This window comes from Bradyrhizobium sp. CFUWI (assembly GCF_056429085.1).
This window is the reverse complement of record NZ_JBWJZE010000050.1, coordinates 1-16,060: the sequence shown is the minus strand read 5'-3', so window position 1 is coordinate 16,060 and position 16,060 is coordinate 1. Positions and strand designations below refer to the sequence as shown.

Sequence of the window (16,060 nt, the reverse complement as noted above, 5' to 3'; positions counted from 1 at the left end):
TGAAAGCCGGAGTGTGGTTCCGCCGTGCTCGTCTGCTCATCGTCTCTCCTGATTCGCGGGTCAATCTTGCCCGCCGTCAGGCAGAAACTCCACTTATCGCGCTGTTCAGATTTGCGGGACCAGCTCAGACATCCCGCCGGGACTCCAGGCTCGGCCCCTCTTGCCGCAAGGTCGCAGCTACCGGATCACACATGCGGGGCAACAGGCCCGGCCGTAGCGACGTGCTACCTGGGATCGCACACACGCGCGCGACTTATATCTCTAATCTTCATGTTGATGCGAGCCAAGTCAGGAGATGGGACCTCAGATGAGGGAAGGTGGCGTTGGTCGACTCAAAAGAAACGCAACACCGAAGAGGGGGAGCACATGACGGATAAGCGGCCCGAAATGGACAAGGATTCAATCATGGGCGCTATAATGAAGGGCGACATCGTCGGAATCCGAGACGCGCGCTTAAAGCAAATCATTCATGACATCGCCGAATGGGCTCGGCGTCGTTGGACGGCCGAGGATTCGCCGAACCTGGTAACATATGAAATCATTGAGCTCGCATACAGTTACCCCAAACGTGCACATGACTTGATTGAAAGCATGCGCGCATTGATGCAAGCGGATCGCGTCGTTCCGGCAGTAATTCTAGCGAGGGCGCTGGTTGAAACGATTGCGATGGGCCGATACTTCATCGACAAGATGGAGAAAAGTTTGGCTGATGGAGATTTCTCTCGATTGGAGGCGCAGTTCTTTCGCTTCTATGCAGGCTCAAAACTCGGAGATGCAAAGATCAAGTCGATCCACGTCAATGATGCACTCCGCGAACTAGAGGCCACCGACGTCGACTATGTCTCCTATCTCGTCAATAAATATCCATTTCTTTGGAGCATGTCGGGGCCGAATCCAAGCGAGGCGTTCAAAGGTGAAGGCTCGTTGCTTCAGACTTACGACAAGTTGAGCGAGATTTCTCACCCAAACGGCCTTGGAACACAATACCTCTACCCGGCGGCCGATGCGCCGGACAATTCGGAGGTCATGGCTTTCTATCGCTACATGACTGGCGTTGCGATCTGGCAGGCTCATCACCTACTCGCTGCACTCGATCGCATGAACACTTTTCCAGATCGTTTCGTCGCGAAATTCCCCAATAGGACCGGGTTCTCCGATGACAATCCGCTCCGGAATAGCTCGGGCTAGCAATCGGGCTTATGCCGATGCGGAAGCGGGATTGTGGGAAGGCCTTCCCCCTGGTCGGCGCCACGGTCGCCGACACGCCCCCTTCTGCGGGGAGAACCCCGCAACGCCCCCTTTGGAGTGAGAGGGCGGCCGGGCTTCGCCGTGACGGGTTGAAGAACGGAGGAGAGGCCTCCGGCGCCTGTCGTGGAGATGACCCATGACCCAAGTCGAAGCTCTGAGCGCTGGCCGCGACCACGTCGGCGGCTACAAGGTGGACGTGACCCGCGGCGAGCGGGTCGGCCGAGTATCGTCGGAATGGTTCGCGCGTCCAGCAGACGAGCGCTATCTGTCCCTGTCGGACCTCTATGCCGCGGCGCGTGGACGCACCGAGCGAAGCCGGACCCGAACGGTCGAGAGCGCTGCGATCCGGGTTGAGGCTAGGCGCGACGATGCCGAGCGCCTAGCCCTGGTGCTGCCCGGCTCCGACGCGCCGATCGCCCCGACCCACTGGAGTTTCGGCCAACTCGCCGGTCTGGTCGGAGCGCCGGCGTCTTATCTCCGGCAGCTTCCGGCACCGCTGGCCGGCATTAACCTGCAATACGGCTTGACCTCCCATTCCGCCGAGCAGGTGAAGACGCTCGAGATCGAAGACGGTCGCGTTGAGCTTCGCGCCGTTACGGGTCCCGAATACGGCCGTATCTTCGACCACGAACTTGTGGCGGCGGTTCAGCGCATCGCCGGCAATGGCACGGGCGACACGCGCTGGAAGGTCCCTGGCGTGCTCGACTGGTCGACTGGCGTCTATAATCCACATGTCGACATCAGCCAGGATACGACGACGCTCTACGCATCCGACCGCGACGTCTTCCTGTTCCTGGTTGACGACCTTAACCCGATCGAGGCCGGCCGATTGGCCGACGGTTCGCCGGACCTCTATTTCCGCGGCTTCTACTGCTGGAATTCCGAGGTGGGTGCCAAGACGCTCGGCATGGCGAGCTTCTATCTCCGCGCCGTCTGCCAGAACCGCAATCTCTGGGGCGTCGAGGATTTCGAGGAGATCACCATTCGTCACTCCAAATACGCCGCCTCACGCTTCGCGCACGAGGCGGTGCCGGCGCTGACCAACTTTGCCAATTCCTCGGCGATGCCCTTTGTCAACGGCATCAAGGCCGCGCGAGAAAAGATCGTCGCCCGCACCGACGACGATCGCAACGAGTTTCTGCGCAAGCGTGGCTTCTCGAAGACAGAGACAGCGAGGATCATCGAGACGGTGTTGGCCGAGGAAGGACGCAAGCCCGAAAGCGTGTTCGATTTCGTGCAAGGCATCTCTGCGGTTGCGCGGGGCAAGAGCCATCAGGATGCACGCCTCGATCTGGAGGCGCGCGCGAAGAAGCTGCTCGACCGCGCAGCCTGATATCCGGAAAGCCAGACGTCCGGAACGGCGCATTTCCGGCTCTCTGGTTTTCCATCTTTCCTGATCTTCGGCTTTGCGGCGCTGCCCTCAGAGGAAGAGGGCGGCGCTGCGCTTCGTGACGGGTTGGAGGCTCAGAGAAAGTCTTTGGGCCGCCCGTCGCGGAGTATCATCCATGGCGACCGCCATTCAGAAGATCACCCTCTCGTCTTCGCGCGACATTCCCTTCAATAAGCTCGTGCTCAGCCAGTCAAACGTCCGGCGCGTAAAGGCCGGCATCTCCATTGAGGAGCTGGCCGAGGACATCGCCCGGCGTACCTTGCTCCAAGGCCTCAACGTCCGGCCGGTCCTCGACGCCGAAGGCGCCGAGACCGGCATGTTTGAGATTCCCGCTGGCGGCCGTCGCTATCGGGCACTGGAGCTGCTGGTAAAGCAGAAACGCCTCGCCAAGACCGCACCGGTGCCTTGCGTCGTCCGCAATCCCGCGACCGACATTCTAGCCGAGGACGATTCGCTTGCCGAGAACATCCAACGCGCGCCGTTGTTAGGTTCTGTGCTCGAACTGTCCGGTTAGAGTCGTGTGGCTGTCATCGTCATGGTTCATACGCATGGGGCTCTCCGAAGAGGGCACATAGACGTCCGAGTCAAGCGTTCCCGCAGCGTAGCGAGGACAACGCTTGACGCGGCGGCGACACCACAAACTAGTCAAATGGTTGCAGGCGAAGTCCTGCAACCCTGCCACGTGGCGAACGGGAGAGCGCGAGGGGAACCCCTCGCATCCTAAACAAAAGAGTGCGCCGCAGGCGCTCCGCTTAATAACAATCGGTTCGGGAAGCTGTCTTCTTTGTTGCTGTACAGGGAGTTGCGCCCAGCTCGGTGTCTTCTGCCGTTTCGGACGGCGAGGACCAAAGAGGACAGTATGGCGCGGATCATCAAGGCGGCGATGGGGTATGCCGCAATCCCAGCCGGGTTTCCGATACTGGTGTCGGAACGGATGGCGATTATCGAGCCGGCGTTTGCCTGGCTGATGGAGCTGGCTACGATTCCGGGCCGCACGCATGCGGCGGAAACGATACGGACCTATTGCGAGCACCTGCATGATTGGTTCGACAGTCTGGAGCAATCTGGTCTCGACTGGCGCGCGGTGAGCGAGGCGGAGATTGCGGCCTGGCGCAATCGTATGCTGTCGCAGCCGAGCCCGCATACGAAGCGGCCATACGCGCGGTCGACGGTGAATGATCGGGTTCGCACGGTCTGCCGGTTTTATGTCTGGGCGCAGGGACGCGGCTGGATCGAGGCCTTGCCGTTCCACTTTGTCGACGTGCGGGTGGGCCCTGGCCGGCGACAATCGTTCCTTGCGCATGTCGATGCGCGCCCGGGTGTCGTGGCGGCGAACATCCTGACAGTCGCCGAGCAGGAGCGCTTGCCGCGACCGTTGCGGGTCGATCAGTTGCGCCGGGTCTTCGCCCAGTTGGAGATGCCCTACCGCCTGATGGCGGAATGGGCGCTGGCGACGGGATTACGGCGCAAGGAGCTTTGCGGCTTGGCTGTCTTCCAGGTCCCGGAGACGGCACATCTCGATGACGAGGACCATCCGCTGGTCGGCGTGCCCTTGACGATCACCAAGGGCGACAAGCCTCGCACGATCTATCCACCGATTCGCCTGGTTGACCGCACGCAACGCTATATCGATGAAGTGCGCACGCCGCAGGTTCGGGCATTGCGTCGCCAACGGTCGGGTTATCGGCCACCATCGGCGCTCTTCCTCAATCGTCAGGGGAATGCGGTCCGCAAGAGCCGATTGACTGCGGTGTTTGCGGAAGCCTTCCGGGCCGCCGGTGTGACTGGTTCATTGCATTGGTTGCGCCATACCTTTGCGATGACGATGCTGGTGCGATTACAGCGACAGGCATCGATCACGCCTGACCTCAATCCGCTGAAGATCGTCCAGGTCTTGCTGGGGCACAGTTCGATCCAGAGCACGGCGATCTACCTGCGCTGCGTCGAGCTCAATGCCCGGGAACTCGCCGACAGCATCGACTATCTCTACGGCGAGTTGATCCCCGATGGCCGGTAAGCGTGAGCGTATCGACCGGCGTCTATCGGCTGCGTCAGCGAAGGTGCTGGAGCAGCCGGCCGATGCCGTTGCCGTCTTCCGCGACGGTTGGGGCGAGGTCGCAAAGCGCTACGATCTCGGTAAGCTTGGATTGCCGACAGACGTTACGATGCTTCTGGCGGACACCTTCCGCAATCATCATGCCGCATCGAGCTCCGAAACGCACCGTCATTGTTGGATGGCACTGCGTGTCTTCGCCCGTTTTGCGGTCGAGGACGGGCATGTTCTTTCTGCCGGGGATCTGACCACCGCAATGGTCGGGCGCTACATCGCCTGGCTGGATCGACAGATCGCGGGACAGACGAACAAGCCCTGGTCAAAGGGGGCGCGGGCGAATGTGCTGATGCAGCTTCGCCAGATGATCGACTGGACCAAGCGCCGGCATCCGTCGCGGCTGCCGTCCCGGATCGACTTCCCCTGGCGGGTCTGGCCGAACCGGACTGCCGACACCCGACCGCGTCTTGGTGGGGAGCATCTCAAGGCGATCCTGCGCGCGTGCTATGAGGAAATCGACGAGGCGTGGGATCGCTTCGAAGCCGGGCGGACCATCCTTGCGACGAGCGGTCCGGTCGATGGCGTCGATCCCGAACTTTGCGACATGGTCCGGGCGCTTGCTCGGGTGAATGACGGGGTGATTCCATCGCGGACGCTTGCGATCCGCAGCCAAGTCAACATATCGGCGGTCAACCGCCACGGCGGCCTTCGTCACCTTGGCGGTTATCTTCACTTGACCGGCGAAACGGTCGTCGCGTTCTTCATCGCCATTGCGATTCAAACGGCGGGCAATCCGGATGCGCTGCGGCTGATAACGCGCGATTGCCAGGTGGCGCATCCGCTCGATGAGCATCGCATCATCGTCGAATGGGCCAAGCCTCGAGCCGGCGCGAAGGTGAAGCGAGCGCAGCGGCGGTCCTTCGATCGCCGTCGGCGACATGCCGCGCCGAACCTGATCGACCGGTTGCTGGCGATGACGGCGCCGCTCGTCTCCCGGAGCAGCCGGCAGGACCGCAATCGCTTGTTCCTGACGAAGAGCGAGAAGAAGGACGCGGTCACGCTCATTGCAGAGGCGACCTTGTCGCACGCCCTGAAGCCGTTCATCAAACGCTCCAATGCCCGCATCGCCATCTGGAACAAGGCTGCACCGGAGCGCGCACGTCAGCTCTTGCCGGACTTTGCCGCCGTGCTGCTGCGCGGCAGCGTCGCCACCGAATATTACAAGGCGTCTGGCGGCGACATCGTCGCGACACAGGATGTGCTCAACCATGCCCGCGCCGACACGACCGAGCTTTACATCAAGGGGCCGCAGACGCGCCGCATCCAGCGCGAGACCATCGCCCGATTGCAGGAGCTGATGCTCGGCTGGATCGTCGGCGCGAAGGTGAACTGTGAGGATCAGGCGCAGCGCGACCGGATCATGCTGGCGAGCAATGCAACGGTTCCGTTCAGTCATGATTGCCTCAACCCGGTCGCGGGCACAGCACCAGACTCGATAGCAGGTCGGGTCTGCCGGCACTTCGGCGGATGCCTGCGTTGCCCCGGGCTGGTCATTCCGATCGATGCGGAGCACATGGCGCGCATCCTTCAGGCGGTCGACGAACTCGAGCGCGCGCGTGAACGCATTGATCCGCGTCGCTTCGAACTCCTGTATGCGCCGAGCCTGCGCATCTTGGTCGACGACATCCTGCCGAACTTCCCGCAAACACTGCGAGGTGATGCCGAACAACGAATGCTGGCTCTCGCATTGCTTCCGGCGCTGGAGTGAGCGATGACGGCTTCCACGGCACCCAATCTTGTCGCCGCCGTCAGACCGGCGCTTCGGATATCGGCACGGTCCGTATGGTCCGATCAGGTCTGGCATCTCGACGGTCATCGCCCTGGCAGCAACCGCAGCGACTTCTCGCTCGACTGGGGTTTTGTTCTTGCTGACGACAGCCGGTTCAGTGATCCGCGATGGGCTGACTGGCGAGAGGCGGCGAAGCTGTTCCTGTGGAGCCTGAAGCTCGACCCGCCTCCTGGGTACCGCAACGCTCATGAATCGACGATCGTCTCCGTCTTCAATAGGTTGCGGATGCTGATCCGCTGGATGGCGGCGCAGGGATATCGGTGCTTTGCCGATCTCGACCGCGACGCCTGCGACCGGTTCATGACGGTGATGGCGCAGCGTCCGGGCCACAAGCCTGGCAATACGCTGAAGAGCACGACGCTGCAAAACCATGCCAATCTGCTGACGCGCCTTTATCTGCAGGGAGCAAAGTTCCCGGAGATCGCAATCGCCGATCCATTCCCGGGGATCGCGCCGCCGTTCGTTCGCCGCGACAGGGGCTGGCTGCCTTATACGCCGGACGCGATCGCCGTGCCCCTGGTCTCGGCGGCGCTGCGACTGATCGGGACCCCGGCCGACGACGTCATCACTCTGCAGCCCAGGCGCAGTCGGTCTATGACCATGCGCTCGCTAACGGGATCAGCCAGACCAAGGCCGGCTTCATCGTGACCGACGCGATCGCGCCGTTCACCTTCGCGACACTGCCTGGGGAGGAAACTGCTTGGCATGAGGCGCCCGTCACCAGCACCAAGCAGGTGCGCTATCTCGCCGATCGCATTTACGACGCCTGCTTTGTCGTGGTCAGCTATCTGGTCGGCGCCCGGCTCTCGGAGATCCTCGGCCTTCAGGTCGGCTGCATCGAGCAGCATCCTGCCGGCGACGGCAGCGAGAGCTTCGCCTATCTCGTCGGGCGGATTTACAAGACGGCGCGTGGCATCGATGGCGAAGCCCATCGCTGGGTTGCGCCAGCGCCCGTCGAGCGGGCTGTCGTGGTCATGGAGCGGCTGACCGCCCGCCTGCGCACCCAAAGCGGACGAGACGATCTCTTCCTGACAATGGCCAGCACGGGGCTGATCGGTCCTGCTGCCCGCATCAACCCGCCCGTTGGCTCGACGATCATAAGGCGGCTGAATGATCTGTTTGCGCCGTTCATCGGCCTGCCGGACCACGAGGGAGTCCCCTGGCATCTGAACACGCATCAGGGCCGCAAGACGTTTGCTCGCTTCGTCGGCAAACGCGACCGCACCGGCCTGCATGCGCTTCAGGCTCACTTCGGTCATGTGACCCGGGCCATGACCGATCGTGGCTACGTCGGGACCGACTTCGCGCTCGACGACCTGATCGACCGGCATGCCCGGGAGGAAACCCGCGCCGCTCTCGAAGAGGTGCTGACGGCAACCGCCCTCGCGGGTAAGGGCGGAAGGATGATCGCCGCCCGCTCCCAGTTCCGCGGGCGCACGCGCGACGGCGATGTCCAGGCCTATGTCTCCTTCCTGATGGAGGAGACTGATCTGAGGCTCGGTGTTTGTGACTGGGGCTATTGTGTCTATCGCGTCGAAACGGCTGCCTGCTTCGGCGACGAGAAAAGTCCCAACCCCGTGCTGAGGACCGAAAGCACGTGTCTCGCCTGCGCCAACTTCGCCGTCACCGCCAGGCACAGGCCTGTCTGGCAGGCCCGCCGCGATCGCAATACGGATCTTCTCGGCCATCCTGGCCTGGACCCGGTCAGCCGGCAACTCGCCGAAACACGGATTGCCGAATGCGATCGCATCCTTGGTAAACTCGACGATGGAAAGGAAGCTCGCCATGGCGCGTAAGACCAGCAAAATGCCGGCCCTCACGCCTGCCGAAAAGCGCCTGCGCAACACCCACTGCAAGCTGCGGGAGGCTCTGGAACGACTGGTGAAGGGTCTGCCCACACACCCGGACCTGCAAAAGCGATCCTACCGGCTGACCGTCGCGACGCTCGCGCGCGAAGCGCGCGTCGGCCGCAATGCGATCTACGCCAACCATCGATCGATCATCGACGAATTACGCCGCGCCAGTGATCGCAAGGTCGTTCCCGAGAAGCTCGCAGCCTGGGAAGACAAACTCGCCCAGCAGCGCGCTCTGATCCAGGTCTTGCAGATCGAGGAGCGGCGTATGGTGACGGAAAATGCCGTCCTGCTGAAGCGCATCCTCGACGCCGAAACGGAAGTTGAGCGGCAGAAGCGTCATAATGCCCGCCTGATCGCCGAACGCGATCGCGCCGTGAAACCAGTGCCGTTCACTCGCGGGCCAAAATCCTGACGTCGTCTACGATTGCCGGTTTGTGTCGGTGCGGTCGCCGAAGGACAACCGTCGCCCCATCTATTGCCTGCGACAATCATGCGCGGCATGATCTGCGGCATGCTTGACCCCTTCGATCCAGACAGCTTCATTGTGCGCGCCGAGGTTCATATCCTCGGCATCGAGCCCAAGATCAGCCGCACTCTCGAACTGCCAGTCACTCTCAACCTAGCCCAACTCCACGAGGTGCTGCAGGCCGCCTTTGGCTGGACCGACAGCCATCTGCATCAGTTCAATATTGGCGGTCTCATCTACGGAGCTCCAGAGTTCGATGACGATGGTCTGTCCGACAGCAGGATCTTCGAGGCGACCGAGGTCAGGATGATCGACCTTCACTTCCCCGACGATCCCGGCGAAAACCCTCTCACGATCCTCTACGAATACGACTTCGGCGACAATTGGCGTCATCTGCTGCGCTTGGAGCGCGTCGCGCGCGATGAGAGTGCCCAATATCCTCGCTGTATCGCCGCCGCACGCTCAGGACCCCCCGAAGACGCTGGTGGGCCTTCAGGCTATGCCAACTTCCTTGAGGCCTGGCTCGACCCCGACCATGAAGAACATAACGCGATGCATCGATGGGCTGGCCGCAAGTTCCACCCGGAGTCCTGCAATCTCGACGACATCAACAAGGCTATCGCCCAAGCACTACGCGCATCAAAGGGCGACTATCGCTTCCGTCGAGAAAGCCATCGTGATCGACGCCAACCGGCTGCGCTTCAGCGCCAAAGAGACACCCAAAATGCACGGCGCAGCCAAAAAGACTAGAGAATCAACGTCGTCCCGCTAACAGGACACTTGACGCATAACCTAACCCTTGCACCCCATTGACCAGTTCCGAGCCTTCCAAGCTATGCGCGAAAAGGGCCGGACCGAGGAGGACATCGCCGCTGCTTTCTTCACGTCGGTCAATGTCGTGAAGCAGCGCCTGCGTCTCGCCTCGGTCTCGCCCGCGTTGCTCGACGTCTATGCCGAAGACGGCATGTCACTCGATCAGCTCATGGCCTTCACCGTCACTGCCGATCATGCACGCCAGGAGCAGGTCTGGCAGGCGATCTCCGGGTCGTGGCAGAAGGAGCCCTATCAGATCCGCCGCATGCTGACGGAGAAGACGGTACGCGCTTCTGATCGACGAGTCGTGTTTGTCGGCCTCGACGTCTACGAGGCGGCCGGCGGCACGGTGCTGCACGACCTCTTCCAGTTCGACGACGGCGTTGGCTGGAGGATGTCGCTCTGCTCGACAGCCTGGTCGCCGAGAAGCTGAAGGCAGAGGCGGAAACAATCGCCTCCGAAGGCTGGAAGTGGATTGAGGTCGCCGCGACCGATTTTCCCTACGGCCACACCCAGGGCTTGCGTGAGCTGGATGGCGTACGCGCCGAGCTCACGGCCGAAGAGCAGGCGACGATCGAGGCGCTCAATGCCGAACAAGCCAGGCTCGAAGCCGAGTATGACAGTGTGGACGAGCTCCCCGACGACGTTGACCTGCGGCTCGGCGAGATCGAGACGGCTCTCGCCGTCTTCGACAATCGACCCACCATCTATCAGCCGGCCGACATCGCCCGCGCGGGCGTGTTTGTCGGCATCGACGCCGAGGGCAGGCTGTCGGTCGATCGCGGCTATGTGCGGCCGGAGGACGAATTGCCTGCGGTCGAGCCGGGGCAGGGTAGCGACGGCGAACCTGTCGTCTCGGTTGATCCAGACGGCGCGGAACCATCGGGGCCGGTCGTCCGGCGCGCCGTCATCACCGTCGGCGGTCAGGCTGCGGAGGCCGAGGACGAGGATGATGATGCGGTGAAGCCGCTGCCGGACCGCCTGTTGACCGAGCTCACGGCGGAGCGGACGCTGGCGCTGCGCGACAAGCTGGCGACCATGCCTTCGGTCGCCTTCCAGGCGGTGCTGCACAAATTCTGCCTCGACGTCTTCTCCCGCTATTACTCCCATGGCACGGCGATGGAGGTCTCCGTGCGCACGGCCAGCTTCCCGGTTCAGGCGCAGGGGCTGAAGGACGCGCCCGCTGCCAAGGCGATCGACGCGCGCCACAAGACCTGGGAGGAACGAATGCCGAAGGACAAGGCGGGCCTCTGGGATTGGCTCACGGGCCTCACGGGCGACGAGCAAGCCGCGCTCTTTGCGCACTGCGCCTCGTTCGGTGTCAACGCGCTGTACGAGAAGGGCGATCGCTACGGCGGCGGGGTCACGCCGCACATGGTCGAGCAGCGCATCACTGATGCCGATCGCATCGCCAGGGCCGTCGATCTCGACATGGTAGAAGCTGGCTGGCGCCCGACCGTCGAGAATTATCTCGGTCGGGTGCCGAAGCGCCGCATCCTGGAGGCGGTGCGGGAAGGCGCCGGCGAGCGGGCCGCCCAGCTGATTGACCATCTGAAGAAGGGCGACATGGCCAAGGAGGCCGAACGCCTCCTGGCCGAGACCGGCTGGCTGCCCGAGCCCCTGAAAAGGGCCGACGCCGACCACGCGGCGACCGTCCACACCGCCGAGCCCGAGGGCGATGGCGCGGCGCTGCCGGAATTCCTCAGCCATGACGACGAGGAAGCTCCGAGCGACGAGGCGGACGACCCGCACATGGTTGCTGCCGAGTAGGTAGAAAGACCGGCTGGGGCGACGAATGTCGCCCCAGCCTATTCTTATGCGCTGCGGGCCACCTGTGGTCGCACCCGCAGGCCGTCGATCCAGATCGCGACCCTGCCGGCGGCAACGAGGCCTGAGGTTTCCGCCACGAACCGTCGCACCGCCCGCGTGCTGCTCACTTCGAAGCGATGTCGATAGCCCTGGGCTACGGCACGATCGGTGAAGCCTTTCAAGGCAGCACACCCTGCGGCTTCCTGGACCTCGAACTGAACCCTCCACCGCGTGCGTCGGGGCCGAACATCATCGAGAACCTCGACGCTGATGCGGTGCTTACCCCCGTTGCGAACGGTTACGGGTTCGATCTTCTTGCTGGGAAATTTTAAAATCTGAGCCATCAAATCCTCCTTCATTGTGCGAGGCGGTTCGATGGTGTTGTCGGGAGCTCGCGAACCGCATGCCGAGACCCGACCCGCGCAAAGGCGCGGATGCAGGTCAGCGGCGGCCTGTTGACCAGACCATTCAGCTCTTGAGGCTCACGCCACAAGCGGTTCTTGCCGCGCAATGCGCAGCGACCCTGACAGGGTAAAAGTAGTGTCCCATCCGCAACGTTTCAAGGTGTCGGGCAGAGAGTGAGAGGCGGGCCGGGACGGGTTTGAGCCGGTGCGGTCGAGAGAGAGCGCCCGCCGGCTCGCCCGCTCCCGCTCTCGTTAAGGCTTCCCTCATGAACAACGTTTCCCCGATCGCGGCCGAGCAGGCCGCGCCGATTGCATCTGTCTGCGCTCCTGACGGCGCCAGCGTCATCATCGCTGCGGCCGAACAGCTCCTGCCACATCTCGAGCGCGGCCAACGCGTTGACGCCGAGATCCTGCGCACCGCCTTGGAAGCGGCCTTCGGCGCATCCGATGCGACGGGCGCCTGGGATTGGAAGACGGCTTACGACGTCTGCGAGGCGGCTACGGTCTTGTTCCTGCGCAAGTACGGAAAGGCACTGTTCCGTAAAGCCGGCTCTCCGGCTTTGCGACTTTCCGCGTTGTCGAAAGTCGCCGGCCTTCTCCCAACCCACACGCGCGGCTCGGCCGAAAGCGAGGTCTTTCAGCAGTTCTCGACGCCGATCCCCCTCGGGCTGGCGACGCTTACTGCTGCCGCCTTTACGCCGGCGGATCGCGTGCTGGAGCCGTCCGCAGGCACCGGCCTGCTCGCCATTCTCGCCGAGATCGCCGGCGGCACGCTCGTCGTGAATGAACTCGCCGAGACCCGCGCCGCGCTGCTCGCTTCCCTCTTTCCGGCCATCCCTGTCACGCGCTTCGATGCGGCCCAAATCGACGATCACCTCGATCCCGCCGCCATCCCAAGCGCCGTGCTGATGAACCCGCCATTCTCGGCGATGGCGAATGTTGCTGGCCGCATGGCCGACGCGGCGTACCGTCACATCGCCTCGGCCCTGGCGCGTCTCGCCGATGGCGGTCGGCTGGTTACGATCACCGGCGCCAACTTCTCACCCGAAAGCTCAGTTTGGCGCGACGCCTTCGCGCGGTTGCAGGAACGTGGCCGCGTGGTGTTGACCGCCGCAATCGCCGGCGTGGTCTATGCCAAGCACGGCACCAGCATCGAGACCCGCCTGACGATCATCGACAAGGCGCCGGCCGATGACCCACATGTGTTCCCGCAGTCGCCGGGAATGGCGCCCGACGTCGCGAGTCTGCTCCGCTGGATCGGCGAACACGTTCCACCTCGCCTGACCATCGCGCTTCCCGTGTCAGCCTCGCTCGCGCCGCGCACCGTGCGCGGCTATCTCGCACGGGCTGCGATACAGCCCGCCAAGGCGTCGGTCAGCGATCCCGAAGCCGTCGACCTCACCTATGAGACAATCGACTGGGCGCCGCCCGAGGGCGCGCATCTCACTGAGGCCATCTACGAGGAATACCGGCTTCAGTCGATCCGGATTGCCGGTGCGCAGGCGCACCCGACCAAGCTGGTGCAGTCGGCCGCGATGGCCTCGGTCGCGCCACCGAAGCCGAGCTATCGGCCGCACCTGCCGGCGAGCCTCGTCAGCGATGGCATCCTGTCCGACGCCCAGCTCGAGACGGTGATCTATGCCGGCGAGGCGCATGGTGACTATCTTGCTGGCGCCTGGACGGTCGATGAGACGTTCGACCTCGTCACGGCCGCCCGCGACGATGCGCCGAATGCGGTCCGTTTCCGTCGCGGCTTCATGCTCGGCGATGGGACCGGCGCCGGCAAGGGTCGCCAGTCGGCTGGCATCATCCTCGACAACTGGCTGAAGGGCCGGCACAAGGCGGTCTGGATTTCCAAGTCCGACAAGCTGCTGGAAGACGCGCAGCGCGACTGGTCGGCGCTCGGCATGGAGCGTCTGCTCGTCACACCGCTCTCGCGCTTCGCGCAAGGGCGCCCGATCCTTCTCTCCGAAGGCGTCCTATTTTTAACCTACGCTACGCTGCGGTCCGACGACCGCGGCGAGAAGCTTTCGCGCGTCCGGCAGATCGTTCAATGGTTGGGCTCCGACTTCGACGGCGTCATCATCTTCGACGAGAGCCATGCCATGCAGAATGCCGGTGGCGGCAAGGGGAAGCGGGGCGATGTCGCCCCCTCGCAGCAGGGTCGTGCGGGCTTGCGCCTGCAGCACGCGCTGCCGAACGCCCGCGTCGTGTATGTCTCGGCGACCGGCGCAACCACGGTCCACAATCTCGCTTATGCCCAGCGGCTCGGGCTCTGGGGCGACGAGGATTTTCCGTTCGCCACCCGCGCTGAGTTCGTCGAGGCGATCGAGGGGGGCGGCGTCGCAGCGATGGAGGTGCTCTCCCGCGATCTTCGCTCGCTCGGTCTCTACACCGCACGCTCGCTCTCTTACGACGGTGTCGAGTACGAACTGGTCGAGCACCAGCTCACCGACGAGCAGCGGCGCATCTACGACGCCTACGCCGGTGCCTTCAGCGTCATCCACAATCACCTCGACGCGGCGATGCAGGCCGCCAACATCACCGGCGAGACAGGCACACTCAATCGCCAGGCGAAGTCGGCTGCGCGCTCGGCCTTCGAGTCGGCCAAGCAGCGTTTCTTTGGCCATCTGCTCACCAGCATGAAGACGCCGACCCTGGTCCGCTCCATCGAGCGGGACTTGGCCGACGGCCATGCCGCGGTGATCCAGATCGTCTCGACAGGCGAGGCGCTGATGGAGCGCCGGCTCGCCGAGATCCCACCTGCGGAATGGAACGACGTCCGCGTCGACATCACGCCGCGCGAGTACGTGTTGGATTACCTCGCCCATTCTTTCCCAGTGCAGCTCTACGAGCCCTTCACCGACAGCGAGGGCAATCTCTCGTCCCGACCCGTCTTCCGCGACGGGCAGCCGGTCGAGAGCCGCGAGGCCGTCGCCCGCCGCAATGAGCTGATCGAGCGGCTCGCTTCGCTTCCGCCTGTTCCCGGCGCGCTCGACCAGATCGTGCAGCGTTTCGGCACGGACCTCGTGGCGGAAGTCACGGGGCGTTCGCGGCGCGTGGTCCGCAGGGGTGACCGCCTTGCCGTCGAGAACCGGGCCGCCTCCGCCAATCTCGCCGAGACTGCCGCCTTTATGGATGACGTAAAGCGTGTGCTGGTCTTCTCGGACGCTGGCGGCACCGGGCGCAGCTATCACGCAGAGCTGTCAGCGCGAAACCGGCGGCTCCGCGTCCACTATCTGCTCGAGCCGGGCTGGAAGGCCGATGCCGCGATCCAGGGTCTTGGTCGAACCAACCGCACCAACCAGGCGCAGCCACCGCTCTTTCGACCGATCGCCACCGACGTGAAAGCCGAGAAGCGCTCCCTATCGACCATCGCCCGCCGCCTCGACACGCTCGGCGCCATCACGCGCGGCCAGCGCCAGACCGGCGGCCAGGGTCTGTTCCGGCCCGAGGACAATCTGGAGAGCCACTACGCCCGAGATGCGTTGCGCCAACTCTATCTGCTGCTGGTGCGCGGCAAGGTCGAAGGCTGCTCGCTCCAGATGTTCGAGGACACCACGGGTTTGAAGCTCATGGACGCGAACGGCATCAGGGACGACTTGCCGCCGATCACCACGTTCCTGAACCGGTTACTCGCGCTCACCATCGACCTGCAAGGTGTGCTGTTCACCGCCTTCGAGCAGTTGCTGAACGCCAAGGTCGAGGGCGCCATCGCCAGCGGCGTCTATGACGTCGGGCTCGAAACGCTCCAGGCCGAGAGCTTCCTCGTCACCGACCGGCGCACGATCTACACCCATCCGGCCACCGGCGCGGAGACGCGTCTCCTCACCATCACCGAACGCCGGCGCAATCGTCCCATGATGCTGGATCAAGCGCTCTATTATCTCGCCGATGCTCGGGCGGTGCTACTGGTCAACGAGCGCTCGGGCCGCGCCGCGGTGCAGATCCGTGCCCCTAGTACCCGGAATCAGAGCTGAGTGATACGGCGGCCTTTGAAACGACGTTGACGGACCTTTTTCTTGGTCCAGACGAAGGGCTCGGCTTTATCGTTGTACGCGTTGACGTAGGCATCGATGTGTTCCTGAAGCTGCTTGAGGCTTGTGAAGGAGGTGCCGCTAAGTGACTGCCCCTGCAGGATCGAGAACCAGACCTCGACCTGATTGAGCCAGGAG

10 protein-coding genes and 3 pseudogenes are annotated in these 16,060 nt (G+C 63.5%); 11 read left to right on the top strand and 2 right to left on the bottom strand.

Annotated elements, in window-relative coordinates; all coding sequences use genetic code 11:
• The first annotated feature begins 366 nt into the window (after positions 1-366).
• From AC066S_RS37720 to AC066S_RS37675, 10 genes and pseudogenes are all read left to right on the top strand, one after another.
• Positions 367-1,188 (top strand): hypothetical protein, encoded by an 822-nt coding sequence (locus tag AC066S_RS37720; RefSeq protein WP_126261420.1) that lies wholly within the window; start codon positions 367-369, stop codon positions 1,186-1,188.
• Between the two features lie 196 nt (positions 1,189-1,384).
• Entirely contained in the window at positions 1,385-2,581 is a 1,197-nt protein-coding gene (locus AC066S_RS37715) for a DUF932 domain-containing protein (RefSeq protein ID WP_126261421.1), read from the top strand.
• 172 nt (positions 2,582-2,753) lie between these two features.
• Positions 2,754-3,122, top strand: a pseudogene (locus AC066S_RS37710) (ParB/Srx family N-terminal domain-containing protein); the annotation flags it as partial.
• 375 nt (positions 3,123-3,497) lie between these two features.
• Positions 3,498-4,655, top strand: a complete 1,158-nt coding sequence (locus AC066S_RS37705; protein WP_126261423.1) for a tyrosine-type recombinase/integrase — start codon at positions 3,498-3,500, stop codon at positions 4,653-4,655.
• A 43-nt stretch (positions 4,656-4,698) separates the two neighbouring features.
• Positions 4,699-6,456 (top strand): hypothetical protein, encoded by a 1,758-nt coding sequence (locus AC066S_RS37700; RefSeq protein ID WP_245481514.1) that lies wholly within the window; start codon positions 4,699-4,701, stop codon positions 6,454-6,456.
• 3 nt (positions 6,457-6,459) lie between these two features.
• The gene (locus tag AC066S_RS37695) at positions 6,460-7,185 is read left to right on the top strand and encodes a hypothetical protein (RefSeq protein ID WP_205680546.1); all 726 of its coding nucleotides are present in this window, start codon (positions 6,460-6,462) and stop codon (positions 7,183-7,185) included.
• The gene (locus AC066S_RS37690; RefSeq protein ID WP_205680547.1) at positions 7,182-8,333 is read left to right on the top strand and encodes a site-specific integrase; all 1,152 of its coding nucleotides are present in this window, start codon (positions 7,182-7,184) and stop codon (positions 8,331-8,333) included. The genes AC066S_RS37695 and AC066S_RS37690 overlap by 4 nt, the downstream gene beginning before the upstream one ends.
• The gene (locus AC066S_RS37685) at positions 8,323-8,805 is read left to right on the top strand and encodes a hypothetical protein (RefSeq protein WP_126261425.1); all 483 of its coding nucleotides are present in this window, start codon (positions 8,323-8,325) and stop codon (positions 8,803-8,805) included. The genes AC066S_RS37690 and AC066S_RS37685 overlap by 11 nt, the downstream gene beginning before the upstream one ends.
• A gap of 87 nt (positions 8,806-8,892) precedes the next feature.
• Complete coding sequence (locus AC066S_RS37680; protein WP_235884950.1) at positions 8,893-9,609, top strand: plasmid pRiA4b ORF-3 family protein; 717 nt, start codon at positions 8,893-8,895, stop codon at positions 9,607-9,609.
• An 85-nt stretch (positions 9,610-9,694) separates the two neighbouring features.
• A pseudogene (locus AC066S_RS37675) lies at positions 9,695-11,442 on the top strand (ParB/RepB/Spo0J family partition protein).
• 44 nt (positions 11,443-11,486) lie between these two features.
• On the opposite strand, the gene AC066S_RS37670 reads toward AC066S_RS37675, so the two are convergent.
• Entirely contained in the window at positions 11,487-11,825 is a 339-nt protein-coding gene (locus AC066S_RS37670; protein ID WP_126261426.1) for a hypothetical protein, read from the bottom strand.
• A 326-nt stretch (positions 11,826-12,151) separates the two neighbouring features.
• Here AC066S_RS37670 and AC066S_RS37665 point away from each other — a divergent pair, with 326 nt between their 5' ends.
• Positions 12,152-15,865 carry a strawberry notch family protein gene (locus AC066S_RS37665; protein ID WP_235884947.1) on the top strand — a complete coding sequence of 1,238 codons (3,714 nt, stop codon included), beginning with the start codon at positions 12,152-12,154 and terminating at the stop codon, positions 15,863-15,865.
• Here AC066S_RS37665 and AC066S_RS37660 read toward each other — a convergent pair.
• Positions 15,856-16,060, bottom strand: a pseudogene (locus tag AC066S_RS37660) (IS630 family transposase); the annotation flags it as partial. The gene AC066S_RS37665 and the pseudogene AC066S_RS37660 overlap by 10 nt on opposite strands.